Origin of the sequence: Nostoc sp. DedQUE02 (genome assembly GCF_034531035.1) — a bacterium.
Taxonomy (GTDB): Bacteria; Cyanobacteriota; Cyanobacteriia; order Cyanobacteriales; family Nostocaceae; genus Nostoc.
In genome coordinates, this window is sequence record NZ_JAVRBY020000033.1 from 45,660 (window position 1) to 67,053 (window position 21,394).

Consider the following 21,394-nt stretch of genomic DNA (forward strand, 5'->3'; position numbering starts at 1 on the left):
TCAAAGAGGAAAATGTCTCTGTGTCCTTTGAGCCGTTTCATTTATTATCGTTTTTCCCCTACTGCCAGATCAACAGAAAATAAATAAATTAATCAAACACAGGCGGCGTATTGGCTTCCAGCCAGTAGTCTACAAATGCCTGGATCGTCTTTTTTAGTTCTTGAGCATCCATCGGTTTTACCAGATATCCATTTGCGCCCTTTTGGTAGCACAATTCAATATCCTTGGGGTTAGATGATGTGGTAAAAACAACGATGGGGATTCCCTTGAAACTCTTATCTTGCTTGAGCCGATCTAAAATGTCACGCCCATCAATACCTGGCAAATTGAGATCGAGCAAGATTACAGAGGGCCGTAATACTACTTTAGGGTTAGGTAGGTCTTCGCCTTTCGTGTAGGCATTGTTCCCCAGTTGATAGAGGAACTCTAAAACCTCATCCCCATTAGTACAACGGTGTATGGGGTTCTGGACAGACATACGCTGCATCAGACGTTGCAGCATCCGAAAATCTTCATTGCTGTCCTCAACAACGAGCAGAGGTTCATGAAGTTTTTTTGTCATTCGTAGTCTTAAAAGAGCTTAACAAAAATATATATTTAGTCATTATCTTAAACTATTCCAGCGTAAAATAAAAAATTGAGCCAACGCCTACAGTAGATTTCACCCAAATTTTACCGTTATGAAGCTCAACAATCTTCTTAACAATAGCTAGTCCAGCACCGGCTCCTCCGCCATATTTTTCTTGGGAATGGAGCCGCTTAAATAATCTAAAGATAGTTTCTAAGTGATGCTGTGGAATTCCAATGCCATTATCTCGGATATAAAAGATTGGGTATGGGGCATGGGAAAGAGGCAGAGGGGCAGAGGGGCACAGAGGCAGAGGGGAAACTACTGCAACTTCTCCCCTGCTCCCCTGCTCCCCTGCTCCCCTGCTCCCCTGCTCCTCGGTCACTGAGCGACTTGCCTTGAGCGAAGTCGAAAGGAGCCGAAGTGCTGCTCCCCTGCTCCCCTGCTCCCCTGCCTCTTCTTGAGAAAAGTAGCCAATCTCAACCCATTGCTCTGTTTTATCGTTGTATTTGAACGCATTACCAAGCAGATTACTGAAGACTTCATTAACCAGGACTCGATCGCACAAAACTGTTGGTAAAGGCCGAGGAATGCGAATATCGGCAAGCCCAGAGTCTTGGCGACTAGCACGAAAAATGTCGATTACTTGGTTGAGTAATTCGTTGAGGTCAGTTGCTTGCAAGCGCAGTTGGGCTTGTCCTAACTGCGAGAGTCGCAAGAGAGCATTAATCAGAGTTTCCATGCGTACAGACAAGGATACTACTGTTTGCAAGCACTCCATTCCATCATCATCTAATACTTGGGCATAGTCTTCTAACAGCACTGTTGAAAAGTTATAAATGCCTCGCAAAGGTTCCTTGAGGTCGTGGGAAGCTGCGTAGGCAAAGGATGCTAGTTCTTGATTACTGCGTTCTAACTCCAGGTTGATTTTAGCTAATTCATCTGCTTTTGAGAGTACAATACCAACGATCGCATTATTCAAAGCGATCGCACTGTCAAGTTCGCAAGGTTTCCAAGGCAGAGAAGTTAATCTAACCGTTTCTTGCCATTGTTCAAAGGATTTTCGGGGAGACAGGGTATAGCTACCGTCTGCCTGTGCTTGCATAGATTCTTGTGGATTTCCTGCCCAGTGTACCGTTTGAAGAACTTCAGGGCGAAACCAAAGGATATAATAGCGCCGAATTTTAGAAATCCGCAGTAGCAACAAGCCACTAGCAGTATCTTTAAATACTAGCGCCTCTTGGTAAAGCTTCGGCAGAGAATCAGTAGCAAACAGGTTGTCACTAACTTGAGTATCCGCCCATTCAATAAGTGCTTGAACTTCATCAATATTCGGTGTTGTTCCTACAAGAGTAATTTCATTATCCAGACAAACCGCAGCTCCTGAAGCACTAACAAGATCGAGCAAGCGGAGTTCCGGTTTGATTAGGGCATCAATAAAATTGTCTGCTTGGGAAATAGATTCTAGAAACTCAGACTGTAGCGATTTGAGTTTTACTTTATAATCCCATTCCGAGTTACTAATTTTGTGTGCTAATTCTGAAGATGCAATCTGTCCCAAAAATTCGCACATTTTGCGGACTTCGTAAGAAATATACTTTGGTGTTTGATGGTGGCAGGATATTAATCCCCAAAGCTTTTGTTCTTGAATAATTGAAATCACCAAAAGAGCCTTCACTCCCATATTTTGATGATATTCAGTACAACACCAATCAAAACTCCGTAGCAGACAGTAGCTTAAGTCAAGATGCTGATGTGTAGTCGGATTTTCCGTTGGAACTAGTTTGACAGGTTCGGCAGTCAAATCGGGGAGAAATCTCAGAAAGCAGCGCGTGTATAACTCCCTAGCCTGCGCTGGAATATCTGTAGCGGGATAGTGGAGTCCTAAATAAGGTGATAAATCTTCCCGTTTAACTTCTGCAACAACAGAACCCGCTTCTGACTCGTCAAATTGATAAACCATCACTCGATCGAAACCGATGATTTTTTGAACTTCTTCGGCTACTAAATGCAAAAATTCTCCCAAATTCGATGTCCTTTGCATTTTAGCGATCGCTTCACTCGCAAAACTATGAAAGTTTAAGAAACTCATCTCAAATTCCGAGTCAGTTGGTTCTAGCTCCAGAATCACAGCTTCTTCTGTACGATGAGCAATAGCATCAAAGTATATTTCTCCATATAAAGTATTTATTAATACTTTAAACACATTAGCACTGCCAACCTTTTTTACTAAGCACTGCTTGACAATTTCTACTGGTTGAGGTTCAAGTAAATAGCTCAAAGGTTGACCGAGCAACTCTTCTGGAGCTTTGTACAAATACACTTGGGTATTATTGCTAACTTGTAGGATCTCTAGCTGATTACTGAGTGCCAGGAGAATGCCATGAGGTTGAATAGAGCCAGGTATGTGAATAGGTTTGCGATCGTGGTTAGTCAGGGCAGTAGCTTGGGCTGTAGTATATTCCGGCTGGCTCATAACTGAACTTATGTAAAGCTGATTTTTAAAATAGCGTAATTAAATGTCATATTTCTTTAAAGTATAAATCGAGAAGTATGAATGCGATCGCATCTATCTGTGCTGATTATGGTTTTTACACTAGTTAAGGTAAGTGCAAATCATTAGAAGATGGTGTAGTAGCGTGGCAAGGCTTCTGTAACATAGCGAAAATACAAATTATGGTATATTCAAAGTAGATACGTAAAATATTCCAAAATTAGGTGCGTCAAGCTCCGAAAGTTTTATGTTTGGGTGTGAAATTCTCTAAGAAAGCATTTATTTTGAGGTAGTTATGACTACAGTTGTTACGAAGTGGGGAAACAGTCTAGCTATTCGACTTCCGAAAGCCTTGGCTGAACAAGTTAATGTCAAAGAGGGGACAGACATAACTTTCAGCATTTCAGGCAATAGTATTGTCATCACGCCGCAGCAGCGAAAAAAATATACGCTTGATGAATTATTGGAAGGTATGACTCCAGATAATTTTCATTCTGAAATAGATAGTGGATCTGCTGTGGGGAATGAAGTTTGGTAGTTAAACCATACATTCCAGATAGAGGTGATATTGTCAAGTTAGACTGCGGAACTACAAAGCAAATTACGGCTGATTCGATTCGACATGTATTAGCCCTGAGAACATCAGGAATGTCATTTGAAGATATTGCTGAAACGCTTAATGCTGAACTAAAACCTCAAGGGCGTGAGCAGATGGGCTATCGTCCTTTTTTAGTTATGTCGCCATTAAAATACAATCGAATGGCTTCTATAGTTATAGTTTGTCCAATTACTAATCAAAAAAAAGGTTTTAACTTTGAGGTTCCGCTTCCTGACGGAATGATAACCAGTGGCGTGGTGCTAGCCGATCAGATCAAATCACTAGACTGGAAAGCTAGAAAGGTTTTGTTTGTAGAGAAAGTTGAACAGGAGTTAATTGAAGAAGTGCAAGCAAGAATTGAACCTCTGATTTTATAAAGGTGTAAATAAACTCTACAGACGTAATTAATTACGTCTGTACAAATCAAATAAAAATCATTACATGCAGCAACGCAACACCAATATCCAACATCCAAAATCCGAAGCTGACTATGGTGTTGGGAACTTTCTTTTTAACGAGTTTGGCTGATTTTATATCCAATAATTGTGCTAATTCAGTTGTATTCAATGACTTAACGAGACTCAAACCAAGAGGCTTACTAGAAATGCTTTGAGTGTAAGCGGCGTTTAGGTAGGGTGTGTATTGCGGCCTGCCTGCAATGTATGTTTGGAAGAAAGGTAAACTCAAAACATTCATGTAACGACGCGCTTGAGAAGCATCGCCAATCATATCAGCAGGTAATGCTACTTGTTGATTTGCAGGGTTTGCATTGCCAATGGTGGAGAAGTGAGTGCCACCTTCAAGGGTGACGAGATACTTTTGAGGATTCGTTAACCAGGAAAAAGGTAAAATTTGCTCGGATAAAGCTGGTGCAACAGTATCATCACTACTGCTGACAATCATCACTGGAGTTTTGATTTGACTTAAGCCAGCTTTGCCAAAAATTGAACTAGTAATAGGATTAACTGCGATCGCAGCTTTTACTCTCTCATCCCGGAGGTTATAATCTTTGCCAGACTTACTAATGCTCAATTCTAAAGCGCGACACTGGAGCAGTAAAGACATATTCCAGGTATTTTGGAGTGCTGCTGGTTGACAGTCTTGTTTTAGCTGCTCAAAGTTAATTTTAGCGCCTGCTAGGGCCAAGGCTGTGTAGCCTCCCAAAGATTGACCAAATACTCCGACTTGTTGCAGATTTAGGCGACCTTTAAACCGTGAATCAGATTGATTACCTTTTTGCAATTGATTCAATATATATGTTATGTCCAAAGGTCGGTCTTGAAATTCACTTGGTTCTGCTACTTCAATAGCGCGTCCTTTTAAGAGAGAACGCAATTGTTTCGCATCACTACCAGGGTGATTGGGAACAACGACAGCAAATCCGTAAGAAGCTAGATGAGTGGCTAAATATTGAAAGTTACTGCTGTCTAAACCCAAGCCGTGAGAAATGACAATTATCGGTGCAGTCTTCTGGACATTGGGAATGTAAACATCAGTCAATAAAAGGCGATTGCGGGTTGAGTCGAAAAACTTCAGGATGTATTTTTGCGACTTAAATTTTCCCGGAACCTTTAAATCGGGCAATTGCGAGAAATTTGGTTGAGAAATGCTCTCAGCTTCTATTTTAGACTTTTGAGAAACAACTGCGATCGCCTGATGGGTTTGGTTAACAAGTTTCTCCAATTCCGTAGCTATTTCAAAAGTCTCGGCGACATCAAGGCGAATACTGCTGGTGGGATATTTACGCAACACATTTAAAAGTGTCAAGCCTCCCGATTCACCAGAGGCCAAAATTAGCGCCGAACGCAAAGTAGCAAATCCTGGTTCTGGCTGATTGGTTTTAATCACTTGCGCCAATCGATGCAGTAAAAATTGTCCTTGGGGTGTATAGAGAAGTTGCGAAACTACTACCGGACTAACTTTTACACGATTAAGTAAAATCTGCCGCAGTTCTTGAAGCTGTTGTAAAGGAAGATATTGCTGATAGGCTGCCAAATCTTCGCTAATTACACCTGTTTTGGCGTAGTTTTCTAAAGTCCTGACTGAAATGGAAAGTTCTAAAGCTGAATAAGATGCATAAATCCGCTCTGCTGCCAACACAGAATTACTAATTCCAAACGTTGGCAGCACCATTGAAAGAACCAGCAATAAAGAATTTTTTCTGAGGGTGCTGGCCCAATTACCAAACAAACTATTCATCGCTCAACTGTTTCGGTGGTCTGGTTTTATCAGGTGTTGGCTTTGGTAGTTATTCGGGCGCCCTGCTTGGTTTACTTAAAGTTATTAGCCTCAATTTTCTCAAAACAGAATTTAGGAGTCAGTAATTATAATTCACGATGAATTAATGTATGACTTGCGAATGTAGCTGGCTGAAAATAAAGGGTATAAATGGGTTTATAATTTCCACTAAATCTGAGATTTAGTAGTCAAAAAAGTAGTGATTCCCAATGCCCTAGTAATTTATTCTGACTCCTGAATTTTGATTTTTGAATTCTTCTTCAAGGTTTTTTCGGCTATCAAGTCAACAATTAAATCCTACAAAGTCACGTAGATGAGTAAAGTATCTAGATGACTTCAGTAGTTTGCCTTCACTATTAAATCATAACAAATAAAAAATAGTCTGCCTCAGTGTTTATGTTGTAGCTTTGAATATTGCACAAATTTACTAGATGAAAAATCTAGTAAAAATCCTGAAAAACATTGCAATTAATCAGCTTTTCCCAAGGCGATCGCTACTGAACCTGTAACTACTAAACCCGCTCCCAATATTGCTATAAGAGTGAAGTGTTCTGGTGGTGTCCAATCAGGTGCAATAACTGATACAACTGCGACTGCTATTAATGTCACAATGGGAGCTAAAGCTATTACTGCACTTACTCGTGATGCTTCCCAATGTTGTAATGATTCAGAAAAAGCACCGTAAGCGATTAAGGTATTTAAGGCACAAAAAATCAGCATTCCTAAATGGAAACTATCGAGTATAAAAAGTGATTTAACTTTAGCTATAGGTGTGAATAATAAAGCACAGCCCCCATAAATAACCAACATGATACTGGTGGAAGATAAAGATTGTAATAACTGCTTTTGTGCCAAAGCATAAATAGCCCAACCTGTCGATCCTAGCGCGATTAAAACACTACCTAGTATATATGTGCCATGTGCTGTAATTAAATTCGTGAGTTGTTCGCGAAAAAATAAAACATAACCGCAAATCATCACACTAACGCCAATCCATTGGGACAGTCGATAACGTTCTTTAAAAATTACTAACCCTCCAAAACCTAATAAAAGGCTAGATAATTGAATCAGAACTTCGGCGTTAGCAGGCGATGTTAATGCTAAACCTTGGATAAACGAAAAGTAATTAATCCCTAAGAAAAATGTCGCGATCGCTAATAACTTTCCAGAAGCAGAACGCAATTCTTCTAACTTTGGTAATTTACCTCGTATTCCTAAATACACAGCAAGCACTACAAATGATCCCAAAAAGCGAAACCAAATAAGGGTATAAACATCAAGTACTTGTAGAGTTACTGTAAGAGCAATAGGTAAAATTCCCCATAATAATACCGTCAATAAAGATAACCCTAGACCTAAGCGCCACCGACCAGAACTTTGATGTAGTGACATTCAAATATCCTACTCAAAGTAGGGCTGATAATTAAGTTAATACATATCTAAATTTTATCAGCTTCTTGTTGATAAATTATCTTAATAGCCTAGCTAAGGCAAATTCAATATAGAACAGCTTATCTAGCATACTCAATTCATTTTTAGCCCAGAGATGGTATTTGATTGTTCACATAAAGTTTGTAAATTGCGTAATTAATTTACATGAATATTAATTTTCAAACTCAATTGTAAATGTATACTTTATTTCGATGTTATTGATTTACAAAAAAATATGGGAATTATACCCATAATTACCTTAGTAGTCTTTATTACTAGTTTATCTAGTTATTTGCTGTTGATCTCAAGAGAGCGATTTTTGCTCAAATCTTTGGTGACAAAAATAAAACGCCAAAGCTGGAGATTTAGATATGGCAAGCCGAAGTACTTAAGATCAAGATTTTTAAGGACTATAACAATAGCTGCCATTATTTTGGCAGCAGTAATAGCTGGAAATACTGTATCAGCACAGGTTACAGGGTCGGCTCCAGTTTCGCTCAAGAGTGTAGCGGTTCCAGAGCCTGACAATCTTGGAGATTTCGTAAAAGACAAAGTAGCTGCAATCAAATTAGGAAAGACTCTTTTTTGGGATATGCAGGTTGGGAGCGATGGAAAGACCTCCTGTGCTAGTTGTCACTTCCATGTTGGAGCCGACAACAGATCCAAAAATCAGATTGCTCCTGGGCTTTTGCGAGTTAACCCCGATGGTACAGAGAATCCAGATACAGCTTTTGATGTAGGCGGCCTACCTAACTATCAGTTGAAGCCAGAAGATTTTCCCTTTCACAAGCTATCTAGTGATTCTACAACCGTTGTGTCTGACCGTAACGATGTCAGTTCCTCTCAGGGGGTTTTCAATACGAAGTTTGTGGATGTCATACCTGGTAGTGCGGAAGACCAAGTAACAAATGAAGCAGACCCAGTGTTTAACGTGGGAGGTACGAATGTGCGCCGCGTCGAGCCACGTAACACACCAACCGTAATTAACGCAGCATTCAACTTCCGCAATTTCTGGGATGGAAGGGCACAGAATATATTTAATGGGGTGAATCCCTTCGGTTTAAGAGATCCTAACGCCTCTATCGTCAAAGCAGAAAATCCAAATCAGCTTGAATTTGTCAAAGTCAGCCTGAATAATGCATCTTTAGCTTCCCAAGCAGTCGGGCCGCCACTCAGTTCCTTCGAGTCCTCGGCTGATGGTCGCACTTTTCAAGAAATTGGTGATAAGTTTGGGCGAATTGACAAAAAATCTCGCAGTGCTGCTAAAGGTAAAAAACTTCCCCGAAAACTGGCGCAAAAATTATCTCGCCTCAAACCACTAGGCCAACAGCTTGTGCATCCACAAGACAGCGTTTTAGGTGCAGACAGTAGATGGCCGAAACCTGGACTCAAAGATAGAACCTACGACGATCTGGTTAAAGATGCCTTCAAGCCGGAGTGGTGGAAGTCTAATCAACTCATCCAAATTGATGCTGAAGGTAGACGGACTTTTGTCAAGAAGCCTGATAACTCTTCCCAAACCGATGAGTACACGCTGTTAGAGTATAACTTCTCGCTATTCTTCGGGCTGGCAATTCAGTTGTATGAGTCTACACTTATTGCCAACGATACGCCCTACGATCGCTTCTTAGAAGGAAACACCACCGCCCTCACCGAACAGCAGCAACGAGGCAAAGACCTCTTCGGGGGTAAAGCTGGTTGCATCTTCTGCCATAGTGGGTTGGAACTCACCAGCGCCTCAGTTAGCAACGTCAAGAACCAAAGACTCAAAGCTACCACCTCCACTCCCAAAATCGTCTCAGACAGAGGCTTCTTCAATATTGGCGTTAGACCTACGCTAGAAGATACTGGTGTTGGTGGTCAAGACCCATTTGGTAATCCGCTTTCGGAATCGCGGGTAGCTGCTTTAGGGAAATTCCCACTACTTCTCGGTTCAAGCCCCAATCTTACAGTTAACCCCGATGACACTGTACTTGCCAACGGACAGTTTAAGACTCCTGGATTACGCAACGTAGAACTCACCGCCCCTTACTTCCACAATGGTGGCTATTTGACTTTGCCGCAAGTGGTAGACTTCTACAATCGTGGTGGAGATTTCCGCGACCAAGGCGTTCTCCCTCCCTTGGGATTAAGCCAATCTGAAAAGGATGACCTAGTAGCTTTCTTAAAAGGACTCACTGATGAGCGAGTTGTTCACGAGAAAGCGCCCTTTGATCATCCGCAATTGTTCGTTCCCAATGGACATCCGGGTAACTCTACATCCGTTACCAACGATGGTTCTGGCAAAGCCACAGATAGTCTACTAGAAATTGCCCCTGTTGGTAAGAATGGTGGTAAGGGCACGCCAAATTTCTTGAGTTAGCTTGCTAGTACTACGCCAAGGGAACTTGGCGGGGAAAAGGGTAAGGGGGAAGGGGGAAAGGGTTTAAACCCCTTACCCTTTTCCCTTTTCCCTTTTCCCTTTCCCCAGTCCTCACCCTTTCTTACCTCCCCTAGTTCTCCCCGATTGTTTCCTAATTTATAAAATATCGAACTGAGGTTATCCTATGATTCACCATATTTCAATTGCTGTTAAAAATCCTAGCCATGTTGCTCAAGTTCTGGCAGAAATCTTAAAAGCGCAAACTGTTCCCTTTCCTCCTAACCCAGGAAGCTATATGGTTATACCTTTTGATGAATACGGTACAGCCATTGAACTTTATCCTTTAGGCTCTCAAATTAAACCTGGTGAAAATGATGAAGAATGCGTATTTGTACATACTGCAATTACCTCTATGTATACAGATATTCATGCAGCTATTTCTGTACCCAGTAGTCAGAAAGAAATTGAAGAAATCGGTATCCGTGAAGGTTGGCGTGTAGTGCGCTGTAACCGCGATTCTTTCTTTGATGTGATTGAGTTCTGGGTGGAAAACAGATTAATGATAGAATTGCTAACACCAGAAATGACATCTCAGTATTTGAAATTTGCCACTCAGCAAGAAAATCTGAAAGATTTTTTGGCAGAACCAGCTTTAGCAACAACTTGATAAATATTTATCGAACAGAATTCAGGAGTCATAATTCAGTTGGGTATTCTGTACAACTCGTGGATAGCGTTAGTGAGGAACGAGCGTTGCGTCAAGATTGCTGACTCCTGAATTTGTTTATTGAAAGAAGTTGTAGTCACTAAAGCTTATTCGTTAGTAACTCCAGAAGGAGTTGTAGTCACTAAAACTTGTTAATTAATAAGTTTAAAAAGAATTTTATTAACTAAAACTTCTTTTTAACTTATCATTAAATGACTATTTATAATAAAAAAACTAATTTGTTTAATACAAATTTAGTTTTACTTATCAAATATGCGATCGCACCATCTCCGTATCTGTCCATTGCCCACCACTCTACTGCTGATATTTTCTAATCAACGCTAAAGCTTTTTGATACCCCTCCGTATTTCCTTGTTGCCGAAGTAGTTCAGCTGCTTTTTGCAAGTCTACAATCCTAAACTCAGTTACAATTTTCCTCAGTTAGTCCAATAATTTCATCAAAGCAGAAGCTGCGAACTAAATTTGCCAATTTTTCTGCCAAAGCAGAATGTGTTGGCGGAATTTGCTCAATTAATTGGAAAATCCTTTCAGCATCGACTTCAATGGCTGCCTGATTAAGTTCTGTTACCCATTGAGTAGGCATAATGGTAATTGCAGAGCGAAGATCCAAAAGGGAAAATTCAATATTTTCTAGGTTGTTGTCTGTTCCATCTTCATGGCTTTCTTCTGCGTAAACATAACGCACCTGCAAATATTCAGCTATTTTTTCAAAAATCACCTGCTCTCGGAATGGCTTACGAACCAAGTCGTCGCAACCTGCGGCTAAGATACTTGCTTGTTGTTCTTCAAAAGCACTGGCAGTTAAGGCAATAATTACGGTGCGGTGATTTGTAGTTATATTTTTTTCCTTGGCTCTAATCTCTTTTGTTGCATCGTAACCGTTCATTACAGGCATCCGCATATCCATCCAAATTAGGTGAGGTTGCCAAGTTTGCCAAATAGCGATCGCTTCTTGTCCATTATTCGCAGCCTTAATCTCAAAGCCAATGCTACCAAGAAGTTGCACAATTAAATCGCGGTTTTCTTTGCGGTCATCCACTACCAAAACACGGTAAGATGGTTGGTCTGCTGCCAGCTTGAGTACACGCCCCTTACTCAACTTTGGCGAAGCTTTTAAAGCTGCGGCTAAATTCACTTGGATGTCAAAACTAAAAGTAGATCCTTGCCTAACGCTACTCGTCAAGTGAATATCGCCCCCCAGCAACCGCACAAATTGCCGACTGATAGTCAGCCCTAGCCCAGTTCCCTCCTTGGTTTGGATACCGCTTGTTGTCTGAACAAAAGGCTGAAACAGGTTATTCATTTCTTCTGGTGCTATTCCCCGTCCAGTATCTTCGACTTCAAAGTGGAGGAATGGGGCATTGGGAATTGAAAAGAGGCAGAGGTGCGGAGGGGCAGAGGGGCAGAGGGGCAGAGGGGCAGAGGAGAAAGACTTACTGCAACTTCTCCCCTGCTCCCCTGCCTCCCCTGCCTCCCCTGCTCCCCCTGCCTCCCCTGCTCCCCCTGCTCCCCCTACTCCCTGCTCCCCGCTCCCTAAGCTCACTCGTAAGGTTACTCCCCCTGTTTGAGTAAACTTGACGGCGTTACCCAAAAGGTTAATCAGGACTTGGCGGAGTTTACCTTCATCTGTTTGGATATAACGGGGAAGATTGGGAGCAATTTCAAATCTGAGGAACAATTGCTTTGTTTGTGCCCTTACCTGGAACATTTCTTGTAATGTTTGCAACAGCAGATAAAGGTCGAAGTCTTCAGGGTTGAAAATGATTTGTCCAGCCTCAATTTTGGACATTTCTAGAACATCGTTAATCAGATTGAGCAAGTGTTCGCCACTGCGGTTAATGGTAGCTAAAGATTCACGTTGGTTTGAATTGAGACTAGTGTCTCGTTCCATTAACTGAGAAAAACCCAGAATCGCATTCAGAGGCGTGCGGAGTTCGTGACTCATGTTAGCGAGGAAAGCACTTTTGGCTCGGTTGGCAGTTTCGGCGGCTTCTTTGGCAATTCTCAGCGCTTCTTCTGCTTGATGTCTGGCTCGACCGATCGCAATTATTTCACCTACCAGCTTTAATAGATTCAGATCCTCTTGACTCCAGCTTTTACACAAGTGAATCATCGCTGTACCGACAAATCCAACGACTTTGCCAGAGTGAAGCATGGGTACAGCAACTACAGACTGAAACGACATCCCCTCAAATAACTTTCTTTCTGCTGTATCAGGTGGCAATTCTGCGACACAAGGGATGTGTATATGGTGGCCACGCAGAATTGGAGTATAAAAATAGGGAAAGCTTTCCACAGGCGATCCTTTGGCAACATCAATCAGTGGTTCGACACCTTCGCCGCACCATTCATGAATCAGGTCAAATCGCCTTTGATCTTCGGATAATTCAAAGATGCAGCTGTGTTCGGCACTAATAAACTGAGCGATCGCTCGCAGTGTAAAATTAATTGCTGTTTCTAAATTTTGGTCAATAAATTGGCGAGAAATGTTACTGAGTAAACTTTCTGCTTGAGTCCGACGTTGCAAAGCTTCCTCTGCTTGTTTGCGATCGCTAATATCACGAGCTACACCCACAATCTGAAAGTTACCCTGGGCATCTTGTGTGCGGACTGCATTAGCAGTTAGCCAAACCCAGCCTTTAGTCCGATGTTTGGCGCGGTATTCAGTACCGGAAATTCCCTCACCTGTTGTTAGGATAGTTTGGGCTACTTCTTGACATTTGGGCACATCATCAGGATGAGTAAACAATGCCAAGGAATTACCTTCCATTTCGCTGGGGGCAAATCCGGTGGTATTCAAAATATTAGGGGAAATATAGTTAAATACCCCATCAGGATTGATGACAAACAGCATATCGTTGACCTTTTCAACAATAGTGCGAAACTTTAACTCACTTTCCTGTAGGGCTGCTTCTGCTTGTTTCCGTTCTAGTTCGGCACCGGCACGGGCAGCAAAAATTTTGACAATCAGTTCCCGTCCCGGATCATGCTTCATTGGTTTGACATCTATCACTGCTAAATGTCCGATGATTTCGCCGGATGAACTGGTTAGAGGAACGCCAAAAAAACTCTCGGCATTCATCCTTACTAAATCTGCATCTTCGGGGAAAGCGGTTTGTACTGCTTGGGGGTAGTGGCACATCTTGCCGCGCAAGGTATGTTCGCAAGGAGTTCCCTGCAAATCATATTCCAAGTTCTCGTTAATAGTTCCGCCACACCAAAAGGCTAAAGTGCGGACTCTAGTTTTTGGCTCATCATCAAACTCAGTGACTAGGGTATATTGAACTTGCAATACCTCAGCCAGGTAACGAACGCAGGAATTGAAAAATTCATTACCAGTTTTTGCTGCTGTGCCCTCAACAATTAAGCGTAAAGCTTGTTCTTGCTGTTTGCGATCGCTAATATCTGTAAAGACAGAATCGAGACAGGATTCTTCGGCATTGAGACGGAGTGACAACAGTAACCAAACAACCGAACCATCAATCCGCCGCAGTGCTACTTCAAAATTACGAACTTCTCCGTCCTTTTCTAACTCTGCTAACATCCGCGTGCGATCTTCTGGATTGATATATAAGTCAGTTGTGAAATACTTGCCAATTAAGTCAGCAGCACAGGTAAAACCTAATATCTCAGCACCGCGTTGATTAGCATCGATAATCAATCCATCTTTTTGGCAGGTGCGGAAAATACCCACTTGGGAATTTTCAAAGATGTTGCGGTATTTCATTTCACTACGACGCAAAGCTTCTTCAGCTTGTTTGCGTTCTGTAATGTCGCGTCCCACACCGGCGATCGCAATTTCACCACTGGGAGTGTTGATTGTGGAAGTATTAAAGTTGAACCATCGCCAGCTATTATCTTTGTGTCGCAAGCGCACCTCAATATCAGTCAGCTTTTCGCCAGTTAGAGCTTTTTGTAAGGCGGCAGCGCTAATTGCTAAATCTTCCGGCTTGGTAAACTCCACCACCGAATGGCCTTCAATTTCTTCCAAGCTGTAACCCATAATTGCAGTCACATTCGGCGAGTGATAAGTAAAAATTCCCTCTGGCGAGAGGATAAATATCAAATCGTTGGCATTTTCGATGATAGTACGGAACTTTAACTCACTTTCCTGGAGGGCTTGTTGGGCGCGTTTGCGTTCAGTGGCATCAGTACCTACTGAAAGTATTTCGATTAAGTTTCCTTGTTCATCTAAAATAGGTTTATTTGCCCAGACTATCCAGACGCGATCGCCATTTTTGCATAAGTTCTCATTTTCGTTGAATAAATAGTTTTCTGGATGTTGACAAATATCAACCATTAATGTTTGTAAGTCGCGCCCAGAAGTTTCGGTTTCTGGAACAATTGTGCCGATAACATTACGCCCAATAATTTCATCTAAATCGAAACCAAAAATCCTTTGACCGTAATCATTTAAAAATATGATGTCGCCGTTACCATCCCAACGCAAAATGATGCAATTGGCTGTTTGCACTAAATCTCGATACTGGACTTCGCTTTGACGCAAGGCTTCCTCAGTGCGTTTGCGAGCAGTAGTATCGCGCACGATCGCTAAAACGTGCGGCTTACCGTTGTAAATGCAAGTTGTCCCTTTAACTTCCACATCTATCAAAGTGCCATCTTTGCAAATATCAACTGCTGTCCCATAAAATTGCCCACCAGATCGCGTTGTTTCAATAAACTCTAAAAAAACAGAATGTGAGTCTGGATGAATGTAGACAGATGGATGTAAACCGAGAAATTCTTCATAAGAGTAACCATGCATCTGACAAGCCGCAGGATTAACCTCGGCGACTTTTTCAGTTTCTATTTCAGTAATAAATAGTCCATCATTAATAGCTTCAAAAATACTACGGTATTGCAACTCACTTTGTCGCAGTGCTTCTTCTGCCCTTTGGCGTTGCGTGATGTCGCGGAAACTCCACACTCTACCAATAATCTGTTCGCCGATGCGCTGAGGACAGGAATAACGCTCAAATACTCTGCCATCGCGCAATTCTAATGAGTCGTAACTAACTAGCTCTGGTTGTGAGTATAATTCTCGAACTCGTTGCAAAAACACATTCGGGTCTTTTAGCTGGTTTGCCAGATACCCTAATCGCTTAGGATGATCTGGTTCAGTCAAAACTTCTGGTGGAATTGACCACATTTCTAAGAACTTTTGATTGTAACTAGTGATATTACTTAAGCTATCGACTACTAAAATACCGTCTTGAATCGATTCAAAGATAGCGTTTAACAGAGACAAAGAGTTTTCTAAAGCTACTTGAGTTTGTTTGCGTTCGCTCAAATCCCGCCCTAAAACCACCAAAGCTTTGCGTCTACCATCTTGGTGAAATAGGGGAGCTTTAATCATATCTAGACTGCTCACTGTCCCATCAGGTCGGGGTATAACTTCTTCTATTCGATGCACACATCCTAACTGCCAAGCTTGTTCATCTGTTTTGTCGCAGTTGAGCAAAGCATCGTGATAAAAATTGCTAAATTCTGCTAGTTCTGAGTCTGTTTTACCTTGATAATCAACGCCTTCTAACTGTAAAAATTCCAGATTAGCCTGGTTTGACAGCAACCATTTTCCCTCGCCATCTTTTAAACAGATAATATCAGGTGTAGCGTTAATTAATGTCTGCAAACGCTCCTCAATCTCTTGCAAAGATTCTTGAGTTTGTTTTGTCTGGGTGATATCCCGAATCACCAATATTGCACATCGATCGTCAAGCCTGGTACAGTTACCGGAAATTTCTAGTGTTAAAGTCTGCTCACCCTGCTGAAACTGATAATTTGCTGTTTCGTACTCACCATTGAGTATCCGCACATCAGGATAGGCTGGTTGTCCTGCTTGTGCTAAGGGGAATAACTCAGTTAACTTCGCGCCGCAGACAGTGTTACCGGGTTGATTCACCAAACGCTCAAAGCTAGGATTGCACCATTGAATGCATCGGTCTTCTCCTACCCAGACTACAGCATCAGCGATCGCACCTAATGTTACTTCCATTTTGGTGAGGGTAGCTTGCAATTGCTTTACCTGCTCCAATTGTTTAGCGCTCATCACCAACTCCTTAATATCCCCTAGATAGATAAATCAATTTGGTATAGCGATTGTATCTTTAGTTGATCGTTAGGATATTTAACTACAGCAAAACTACATATTGGCTTTAAATATTACGGCAAATACGCAGATATTAACATTATAGAAAGCAGAGGGCAGCAGTATAAATAACTAATGCCTAATTCTCAATCCTCCAATTAATCCGTGCGGAAAAAAATTTCGGCAATTGTAACTATCTCCCCTAGTTCTCCCCTATTTCTTTCTAAATTCAAATCAGAAAAGCAGAGAACACCGCCCCAAACAAGCGTACAATCTCTGCCGGATGAATAAGTCAATCAAAACGGAGAAGAAAGCTATGTTACACCAAATTAAAGAATTGCTGCAAAACGCACAACTACAACAGCAAGTAAAAGCAGCAGCTAACCAAGCAGAAGCCATCAAAGTGATAGCGATCGCGAGTGCAGAGAAAGGTTATAACTTCACAGTCGAAGCCATTTCTCAAATGCTGGCAGAAATAACCTTTGTGGATTCCAACGAGCTGAGTGAAGAAGAATTACTTAGTGTTAGCGGTGGGATGATGGCTGAAAGTGCAGCCAAACTATGTCATACAGATTCCTGCGGTGGCGGACACGCAGGTTGCTGCTAAAAACAGTATGTAGCTTCTGTTTCTCTTGGGCATTGTAACCACCACAGGTCAGGTTGCTTTTCTAAAAAAGCTTTTTAGATTCAACATCTCCAATATTTTAATTTGGATAACTTACATACTTGATACTGAGGTTCAACGCAGAAAGAGATGCTGCATAACAAATTCCCTCTTTGCTCCTTTAAGCAAGGGGGAGAGGAAATCTCATGAATAATTATTACCACCAATAGGAGAATCTAATTATGTTGTCAGAAATTAAAAACCTACTCCAAAACACCCAGTTACGTGAGAACATGCAAGCAGCAGTTACCCAAACAGAAGCCATCAAACTGTTGTTAATTGCCAGTACAGAAAAAGGTTATAACTTCACGGTTGAAAGCGTGGCTCAAATTTTGGCAGAGTTGACCTTTGTGGACTCCAACGAACTGAGTGAAGAGGAATTACTCAGTGTTAGCGGCGGGATGATGGCTGATAGTGCGGCTAAACTATGTCATACAGATTCCTGCGGTGGTGGACACGCTGGTTGCTGTTAAAAAAGTATAGACCTCTTTTTTAGCAAGAGGGGAAAAGGGTAAAGGTTAAAGGGTAAAGGTTTTTTCTTTTCCCCAAAACCCGACAAATATTGAATTCCTTCTTTGTTTTTTTATGAAGATAAAGAGGGAATTTCATTCATAATTCTCACCAAATTTAAGAAAATATAATTCTTATTCCTACTTTCTGCCTTATCCCATTGATATCTCAATACGGTTCGGTTAAAGGGGAAAGGGGAAAGGTTTTGAATACATCCTTTACCCTTTACCCCTTACCCTTTCCCCAGACCACAAAGAAATTGATATCTCTGTTTTAACTCCCACTATGAGAAATCCAGCTATGGTTCAACAAGTTGTTCGCTTATCCCAACAGAAAACATCAGAAAATTTCAGGGCGATCGCAGCCAATGCTAGCTTTATCTGGGAACGTCTTGATGAAAGCAAATTTGCAATTAATGGCGATCGAGTCAACGAACAAGAAATTAACCATCGTAAAGATCGCTGGTGCGAAGTTGCAGCAGAAGGTAAATTGGATACATTACACAAACGCTTACAGTGGGAAGGGCTAAACCTCGATACTGTTAGTTCCAGATTGGGAACCATTGAGTTACTTGCCGATCAATCTTTGCCTGAGTGGGCAGAAACCTTGCAGCAAATCATCCAAACCGCTACAGGATTCAATTCTGCAACCGAAGTATTTCTACCAATCGATTCACAAAATCCGATCGCCTTTGAAGATATCCTTTTGCCTGCTATCTTGGTAGCCAGACAGCAATTACTAACTCGCTGCAACAGTCAATTCACCCAAGATTGTATTCCCTTTTCGATTCTTTCCCAAGCTGCTTACAGTTCTCTCGAACGTGGTCTACTGCAACGATTAGCAGGAATTTGCACAAAGACATTAGATTTTGAATTTTCTCAGGTGCGTCCCTTTGGTCAAAGCTTGCTCGGTTTGCTGGGATTGGAGACGGAAAATAATAACACTCACTACATCAAGTTCGTCAATCAACTCCTAGAAGATGGAATGCTGACGTTCTTCCAGAAGTATCCAGTTCTCGGTCGGTTAGTGGCAACAGCAGTCAATTTTTGGGTTGAATTCACTGCTGAATTTCTCGAACGTTTAGTTGCAGATAGGACAGATATTCAACGAACTTTTGATGAAGCGATCGCCCCATTTTCTCAAAACAAAGTTGTTGAAATTCAAACATCCCTTTCCGATGCACACAAACGCGGACGAACGGTGATTTTGCTTACCTTTGAGTCTGGACTTAAACTTGTTTATAAACCCAAAGATTTAGGATTAGAAGTTGTCTTTAACCAATTTTTGGATTGGTGCAATCAACACAGCAATCTTTTAGATTTTAAAATAATTCAAGTACTGGAGCGCAACGGTTACGGTTGGGTGGAACATGTTGAACAGTTACCTTGTGTTGATGAAGCAGCTGCGAAACGATTCTATCAGCGTTCTGGGATGTTGTTGTGTGTGCTTTACGCTTTGCGGGGAACAGATTGCCATTACGAAAACTTAATTGCCAATGGCGAACATTTGGTGCTGATTGATATGGAAACGCTGCTGCACCACGAACCGAATCTCATTGAAGACTCACCCCTTACCCAAGATTTAGAAACAACCGCTACACAACAATTTTGGGATTCTGTACTCCGCACCGGACTTTTACCGCGTTGGGACTTTAGTGGCGATCGCAGTGTCGCTTATGATATTAGCGGACTAGGCAGCACAGATCCCCGACTATCTCGCCGGAAAGTGCCGCGCTGGCAGAACATTAATACAGATAATATGCATCTGTCCTCTGAGTCTGTAACCTTACCGATTGGGAAAAATGTACCGTGTTTAGGTGAAGTTGTTCTATCTCCAAACGATTATCAGCAGCAAATCACCACTGGGTTTGAGCAGATGTATCGCTTTTTGATGGCGCACAAAGATTTCTTAATCTCAAGCCATTTGCTATCTGCTATGCAAAATCAGCAGGTGCGCTTTATCTTCCGCAACACCCGCATCTACGGCATCATTCTCCAAAAAGCTTTAGCACCCGATTACCTCAAACACGGCGTAGATTACAGCATTCAACTCGATGTTCTCAGTCGTGCTTTTCTAGTTGCTCAAAATAGACCGAACGCCTTTCCTGTTTTGAGCGCGGAACTCCGAGCAATGGAACAATTGGATGTTCCCTTCTTCACGGCTAGCGCGGTGGTTGATGAACTGAGTTTAAACGGTTCCTCTTCCATTCCCAACTACTTCAAGCAATCCAGTTACCAAGACCTGCTCAACCAATTACAATCTCTAGATGAAACCGATCTAGCTCGACAAGTAGCGATTATTCAAGGCTCCTTCGATGCCAAAATTGCAACCACTTCCAGCCGCCAAGGTGGGCAATGGCAAGGCGAATCGTTACCGTTGCTGAATTCGGAACAATTGATTGCCGAAGCCAAGGAAATCGCCACTCAACTGGAAACCAGAGCCATTTCTGACCCTGATGGCAGCGTTAACTGGATTGGCTTAGATTTCGTGCCTCGCGCCGAACGATATCAACTGCAAGTATTAAACAATTCTCTTTGTGACGGACGCTCTGGAGTTGCCCTGTTTTTAGCTGCACTCAGTCAAGTAACTGGTGATTCCCGTTACCGCGATCTAGCATTTAGAACATTGCAATCTTTGCGTCGCCAAATCCACACCATCGATCCCGAAACTTGGGAACGTATGGCTCGTTTCATGGGCGTTGGGGGTGCAACAGGTTTAGGATCGATGATCTATAGCCTGGTGAAAATTAGTCAATTTCTCAACGATGCAACGCTGTTGGCAGAGGCTCAAGTATTAGCCGATTTGATGACACCAGAACTAATTGCTGCCGACGAACACTTGGATATTATGAGCGGAGCAGCAGGGGCAATTTTAGGGCTATTATCCCTGCATCAAGCCACAGGAGAAGCAACCGTTTTAGAAAAAGCGATCGCCTGTGGACAACATTTAATCAACCGTCAAGTTAGCCACAACGGTGCGCCCAAAGCTTGGCATACTTATTGGGATAAGCCCTTAACTGGCTTCTCTCATGGAGCCGCAGGTATCTCCTACGCCTTGCTCAGACTTTATGCCGCCACCTCAGAGGGCAAATATTTAGAAGCAGGTTTAGCAGGAATTGAGTATGAGCGTAGCGTCTTTTGCCAGTCCACCGCCAACTGGCCAGACTTCCGCAGAATGGGACAACCAGGACAACCTGACTTTGCAAATAAGTGGTGTCATGGTGCAGCCGGCATTGGTTTGGGACGTTTAGGCAGTTTGAGAATCGTGGAAACGCCGGAAATTCAACAAGAAATTGAAATTGCTCTCCAAACTACTCAGAATTTTGGCTTACAGGCGATAGATCACTTGTGCTGTGGTAACTTCGGTAGGGCAGAAGTGCTATTAGTCGGTGCAAAAATCTGTTCCCGTCCTGATTGGCAGCAAATTGCTCACCAGAATGCAACAAATGTTGTGGCTAGAGCCAAGCGAACTGGAGCTTATCAACTGTTCCCCAACTTACCCAATTCTGTATTTAATCCTGGCTTTTTACCCGGTATATCTGGAATTGGTTATCAATTGCTGCGTCTGGCTAACAATGACTTGCCTTCAATATTATTGTGGGATTGAGCTTGTTGTTCGTACCCAGAAACCGCTTTTGACCACACCCTATTAGCGTACACTAATAGGGTCAAAACTAGCCCTCTCAAGGTGTTGGTTGCTGATAAAAACCCAAAA

12 protein-coding genes are annotated in these 21,394 nt (G+C 42.1%); 7 read left to right on the forward strand and 5 right to left on the reverse strand.

Going from position 1 to position 21,394, the window contains the following annotated elements:
• Positions 1-88 precede the first annotated feature (88 nt).
• Entirely contained in the window at positions 89-562 is a 474-nt protein-coding gene (locus RMX98_RS22475) for a response regulator (protein ID WP_322680817.1), read from the reverse strand.
• 52 nt (positions 563-614) lie between these two features.
• A complete protein-coding gene (locus tag RMX98_RS22480) occupies positions 615-3,044 on the reverse strand; it encodes an ATP-binding protein (RefSeq protein WP_409881744.1) in 2,430 nt (809 codons plus the stop codon).
• A gap of 313 nt (positions 3,045-3,357) precedes the next feature.
• Between RMX98_RS22480 and RMX98_RS22485 the strand changes: the two genes are divergently transcribed.
• Both RMX98_RS22485 and RMX98_RS22490 read left to right on the forward strand, forming a co-directional pair.
• Positions 3,358-3,600 (forward strand): AbrB/MazE/SpoVT family DNA-binding domain-containing protein, encoded by a 243-nt coding sequence (locus RMX98_RS22485; protein WP_322681514.1) that lies wholly within the window; start codon positions 3,358-3,360, stop codon positions 3,598-3,600.
• The gene (locus tag RMX98_RS22490) at positions 3,594-4,037 is read left to right on the forward strand and encodes a type II toxin-antitoxin system PemK/MazF family toxin (RefSeq protein ID WP_322681513.1); all 444 of its coding nucleotides are present in this window, start codon (positions 3,594-3,596) and stop codon (positions 4,035-4,037) included. Before RMX98_RS22485 ends, RMX98_RS22490 begins: the two co-directional genes overlap by 7 nt.
• Positions 4,038-4,083: 46 nt before the next feature.
• Here the strand turns inward: RMX98_RS22490 and RMX98_RS22495 are convergent, their stop codons facing one another.
• Together RMX98_RS22495 and RMX98_RS22500 are read right to left on the reverse strand one after the other, a co-directional pair.
• Entirely contained in the window at positions 4,084-5,859 is a 1,776-nt protein-coding gene (locus tag RMX98_RS22495) for an alpha/beta hydrolase (RefSeq protein WP_322681512.1), read from the reverse strand.
• 507 nt (positions 5,860-6,366) lie between these two features.
• Positions 6,367-7,290: a DMT family transporter gene (locus tag RMX98_RS22500; protein ID WP_322681511.1), complete on the reverse strand. Its 924-nt coding sequence runs from the start codon at positions 7,288-7,290 to the stop codon at positions 6,367-6,369.
• Between the two features lie 274 nt (positions 7,291-7,564).
• Here RMX98_RS22500 and RMX98_RS22505 point away from each other — a divergent pair, with 274 nt between their 5' ends.
• Both RMX98_RS22505 and RMX98_RS22510 read left to right on the forward strand, forming a co-directional pair.
• Positions 7,565-9,691, forward strand: coding sequence for a cytochrome-c peroxidase (locus RMX98_RS22505; protein ID WP_409881499.1), 2,127 nt, complete (start codon positions 7,565-7,567; stop codon positions 9,689-9,691).
• Positions 9,692-9,875: 184 nt separating this feature from the next.
• Positions 9,876-10,358, forward strand: a complete 483-nt coding sequence (locus tag RMX98_RS22510) for a hypothetical protein (RefSeq protein ID WP_322681509.1) — start codon at positions 9,876-9,878, stop codon at positions 10,356-10,358.
• Between the two features lie 460 nt (positions 10,359-10,818).
• On the opposite strand, the gene RMX98_RS22515 is transcribed toward RMX98_RS22510, so the two are convergent.
• Positions 10,819-16,467, reverse strand: coding sequence for a PAS domain S-box protein (locus tag RMX98_RS22515; RefSeq protein WP_322681508.1), 5,649 nt, complete (start codon positions 16,465-16,467; stop codon positions 10,819-10,821).
• A 355-nt stretch (positions 16,468-16,822) separates the two neighbouring features.
• Between RMX98_RS22515 and RMX98_RS22520 the strand changes: the two genes are divergently transcribed.
• From RMX98_RS22520 to RMX98_RS22530, 3 genes are all read left to right on the forward strand, one after another.
• A complete protein-coding gene (locus tag RMX98_RS22520; RefSeq protein ID WP_322681507.1) occupies positions 16,823-17,113 on the forward strand; it encodes a Nif11-like leader peptide family RiPP precursor in 291 nt (96 codons plus the stop codon).
• A 239-nt stretch (positions 17,114-17,352) separates the two neighbouring features.
• Entirely contained in the window at positions 17,353-17,643 is a 291-nt protein-coding gene (locus RMX98_RS22525) for a Nif11-like leader peptide family natural product precursor (protein ID WP_322681506.1), read from the forward strand.
• 337 nt (positions 17,644-17,980) lie between these two features.
• Positions 17,981-21,286: a type 2 lanthipeptide synthetase LanM family protein gene (locus tag RMX98_RS22530; protein ID WP_322681505.1), complete on the forward strand. Its 3,306-nt coding sequence runs from the start codon at positions 17,981-17,983 to the stop codon at positions 21,284-21,286.
• The last annotated feature ends 108 nt before the right edge of the window (positions 21,287-21,394 follow it).

Coding starts and splice junctions, on each gene's coding strand:
- RMX98_RS22510 (WP_322681509.1), top strand. CDS start 9,876: ATGATTCACCATATTTCAATTGCTGTTAAAAATCCTAGCCATGTTGCT.
- RMX98_RS22485 (WP_322681514.1), top strand. CDS start 3,358: ATGACTACAGTTGTTACGAAGTGGGGAAACAGTCTAGCTATTCGACTT.
- RMX98_RS22480 (WP_409881744.1), bottom strand. CDS start 3,044: ATGAGCCAGCCGGAATATACTACAGCCCAAGCTACTGCCCTGACTAAC.
- RMX98_RS22525 (WP_322681506.1), top strand. CDS start 17,353: ATGTTGTCAGAAATTAAAAACCTACTCCAAAACACCCAGTTACGTGAG.
- RMX98_RS22500 (WP_322681511.1), bottom strand. CDS start 7,290: ATGTCACTACATCAAAGTTCTGGTCGGTGGCGCTTAGGTCTAGGGTTA.
- RMX98_RS22495 (WP_322681512.1), bottom strand. CDS start 5,859: ATGAATAGTTTGTTTGGTAATTGGGCCAGCACCCTCAGAAAAAATTCT.
- RMX98_RS22515 (WP_322681508.1), bottom strand. CDS start 16,467: ATGAGCGCTAAACAATTGGAGCAGGTAAAGCAATTGCAAGCTACCCTC.
- RMX98_RS22505 (WP_409881499.1), top strand. CDS start 7,565: ATGGGAATTATACCCATAATTACCTTAGTAGTCTTTATTACTAGTTTA.
- RMX98_RS22530 (WP_322681505.1), top strand. CDS start 17,981: ATGGTTCAACAAGTTGTTCGCTTATCCCAACAGAAAACATCAGAAAAT.
- RMX98_RS22475 (WP_322680817.1), bottom strand. CDS start 562: ATGACAAAAAAACTTCATGAACCTCTGCTCGTTGTTGAGGACAGCAAT.
- RMX98_RS22520 (WP_322681507.1), top strand. CDS start 16,823: ATGTTACACCAAATTAAAGAATTGCTGCAAAACGCACAACTACAACAG.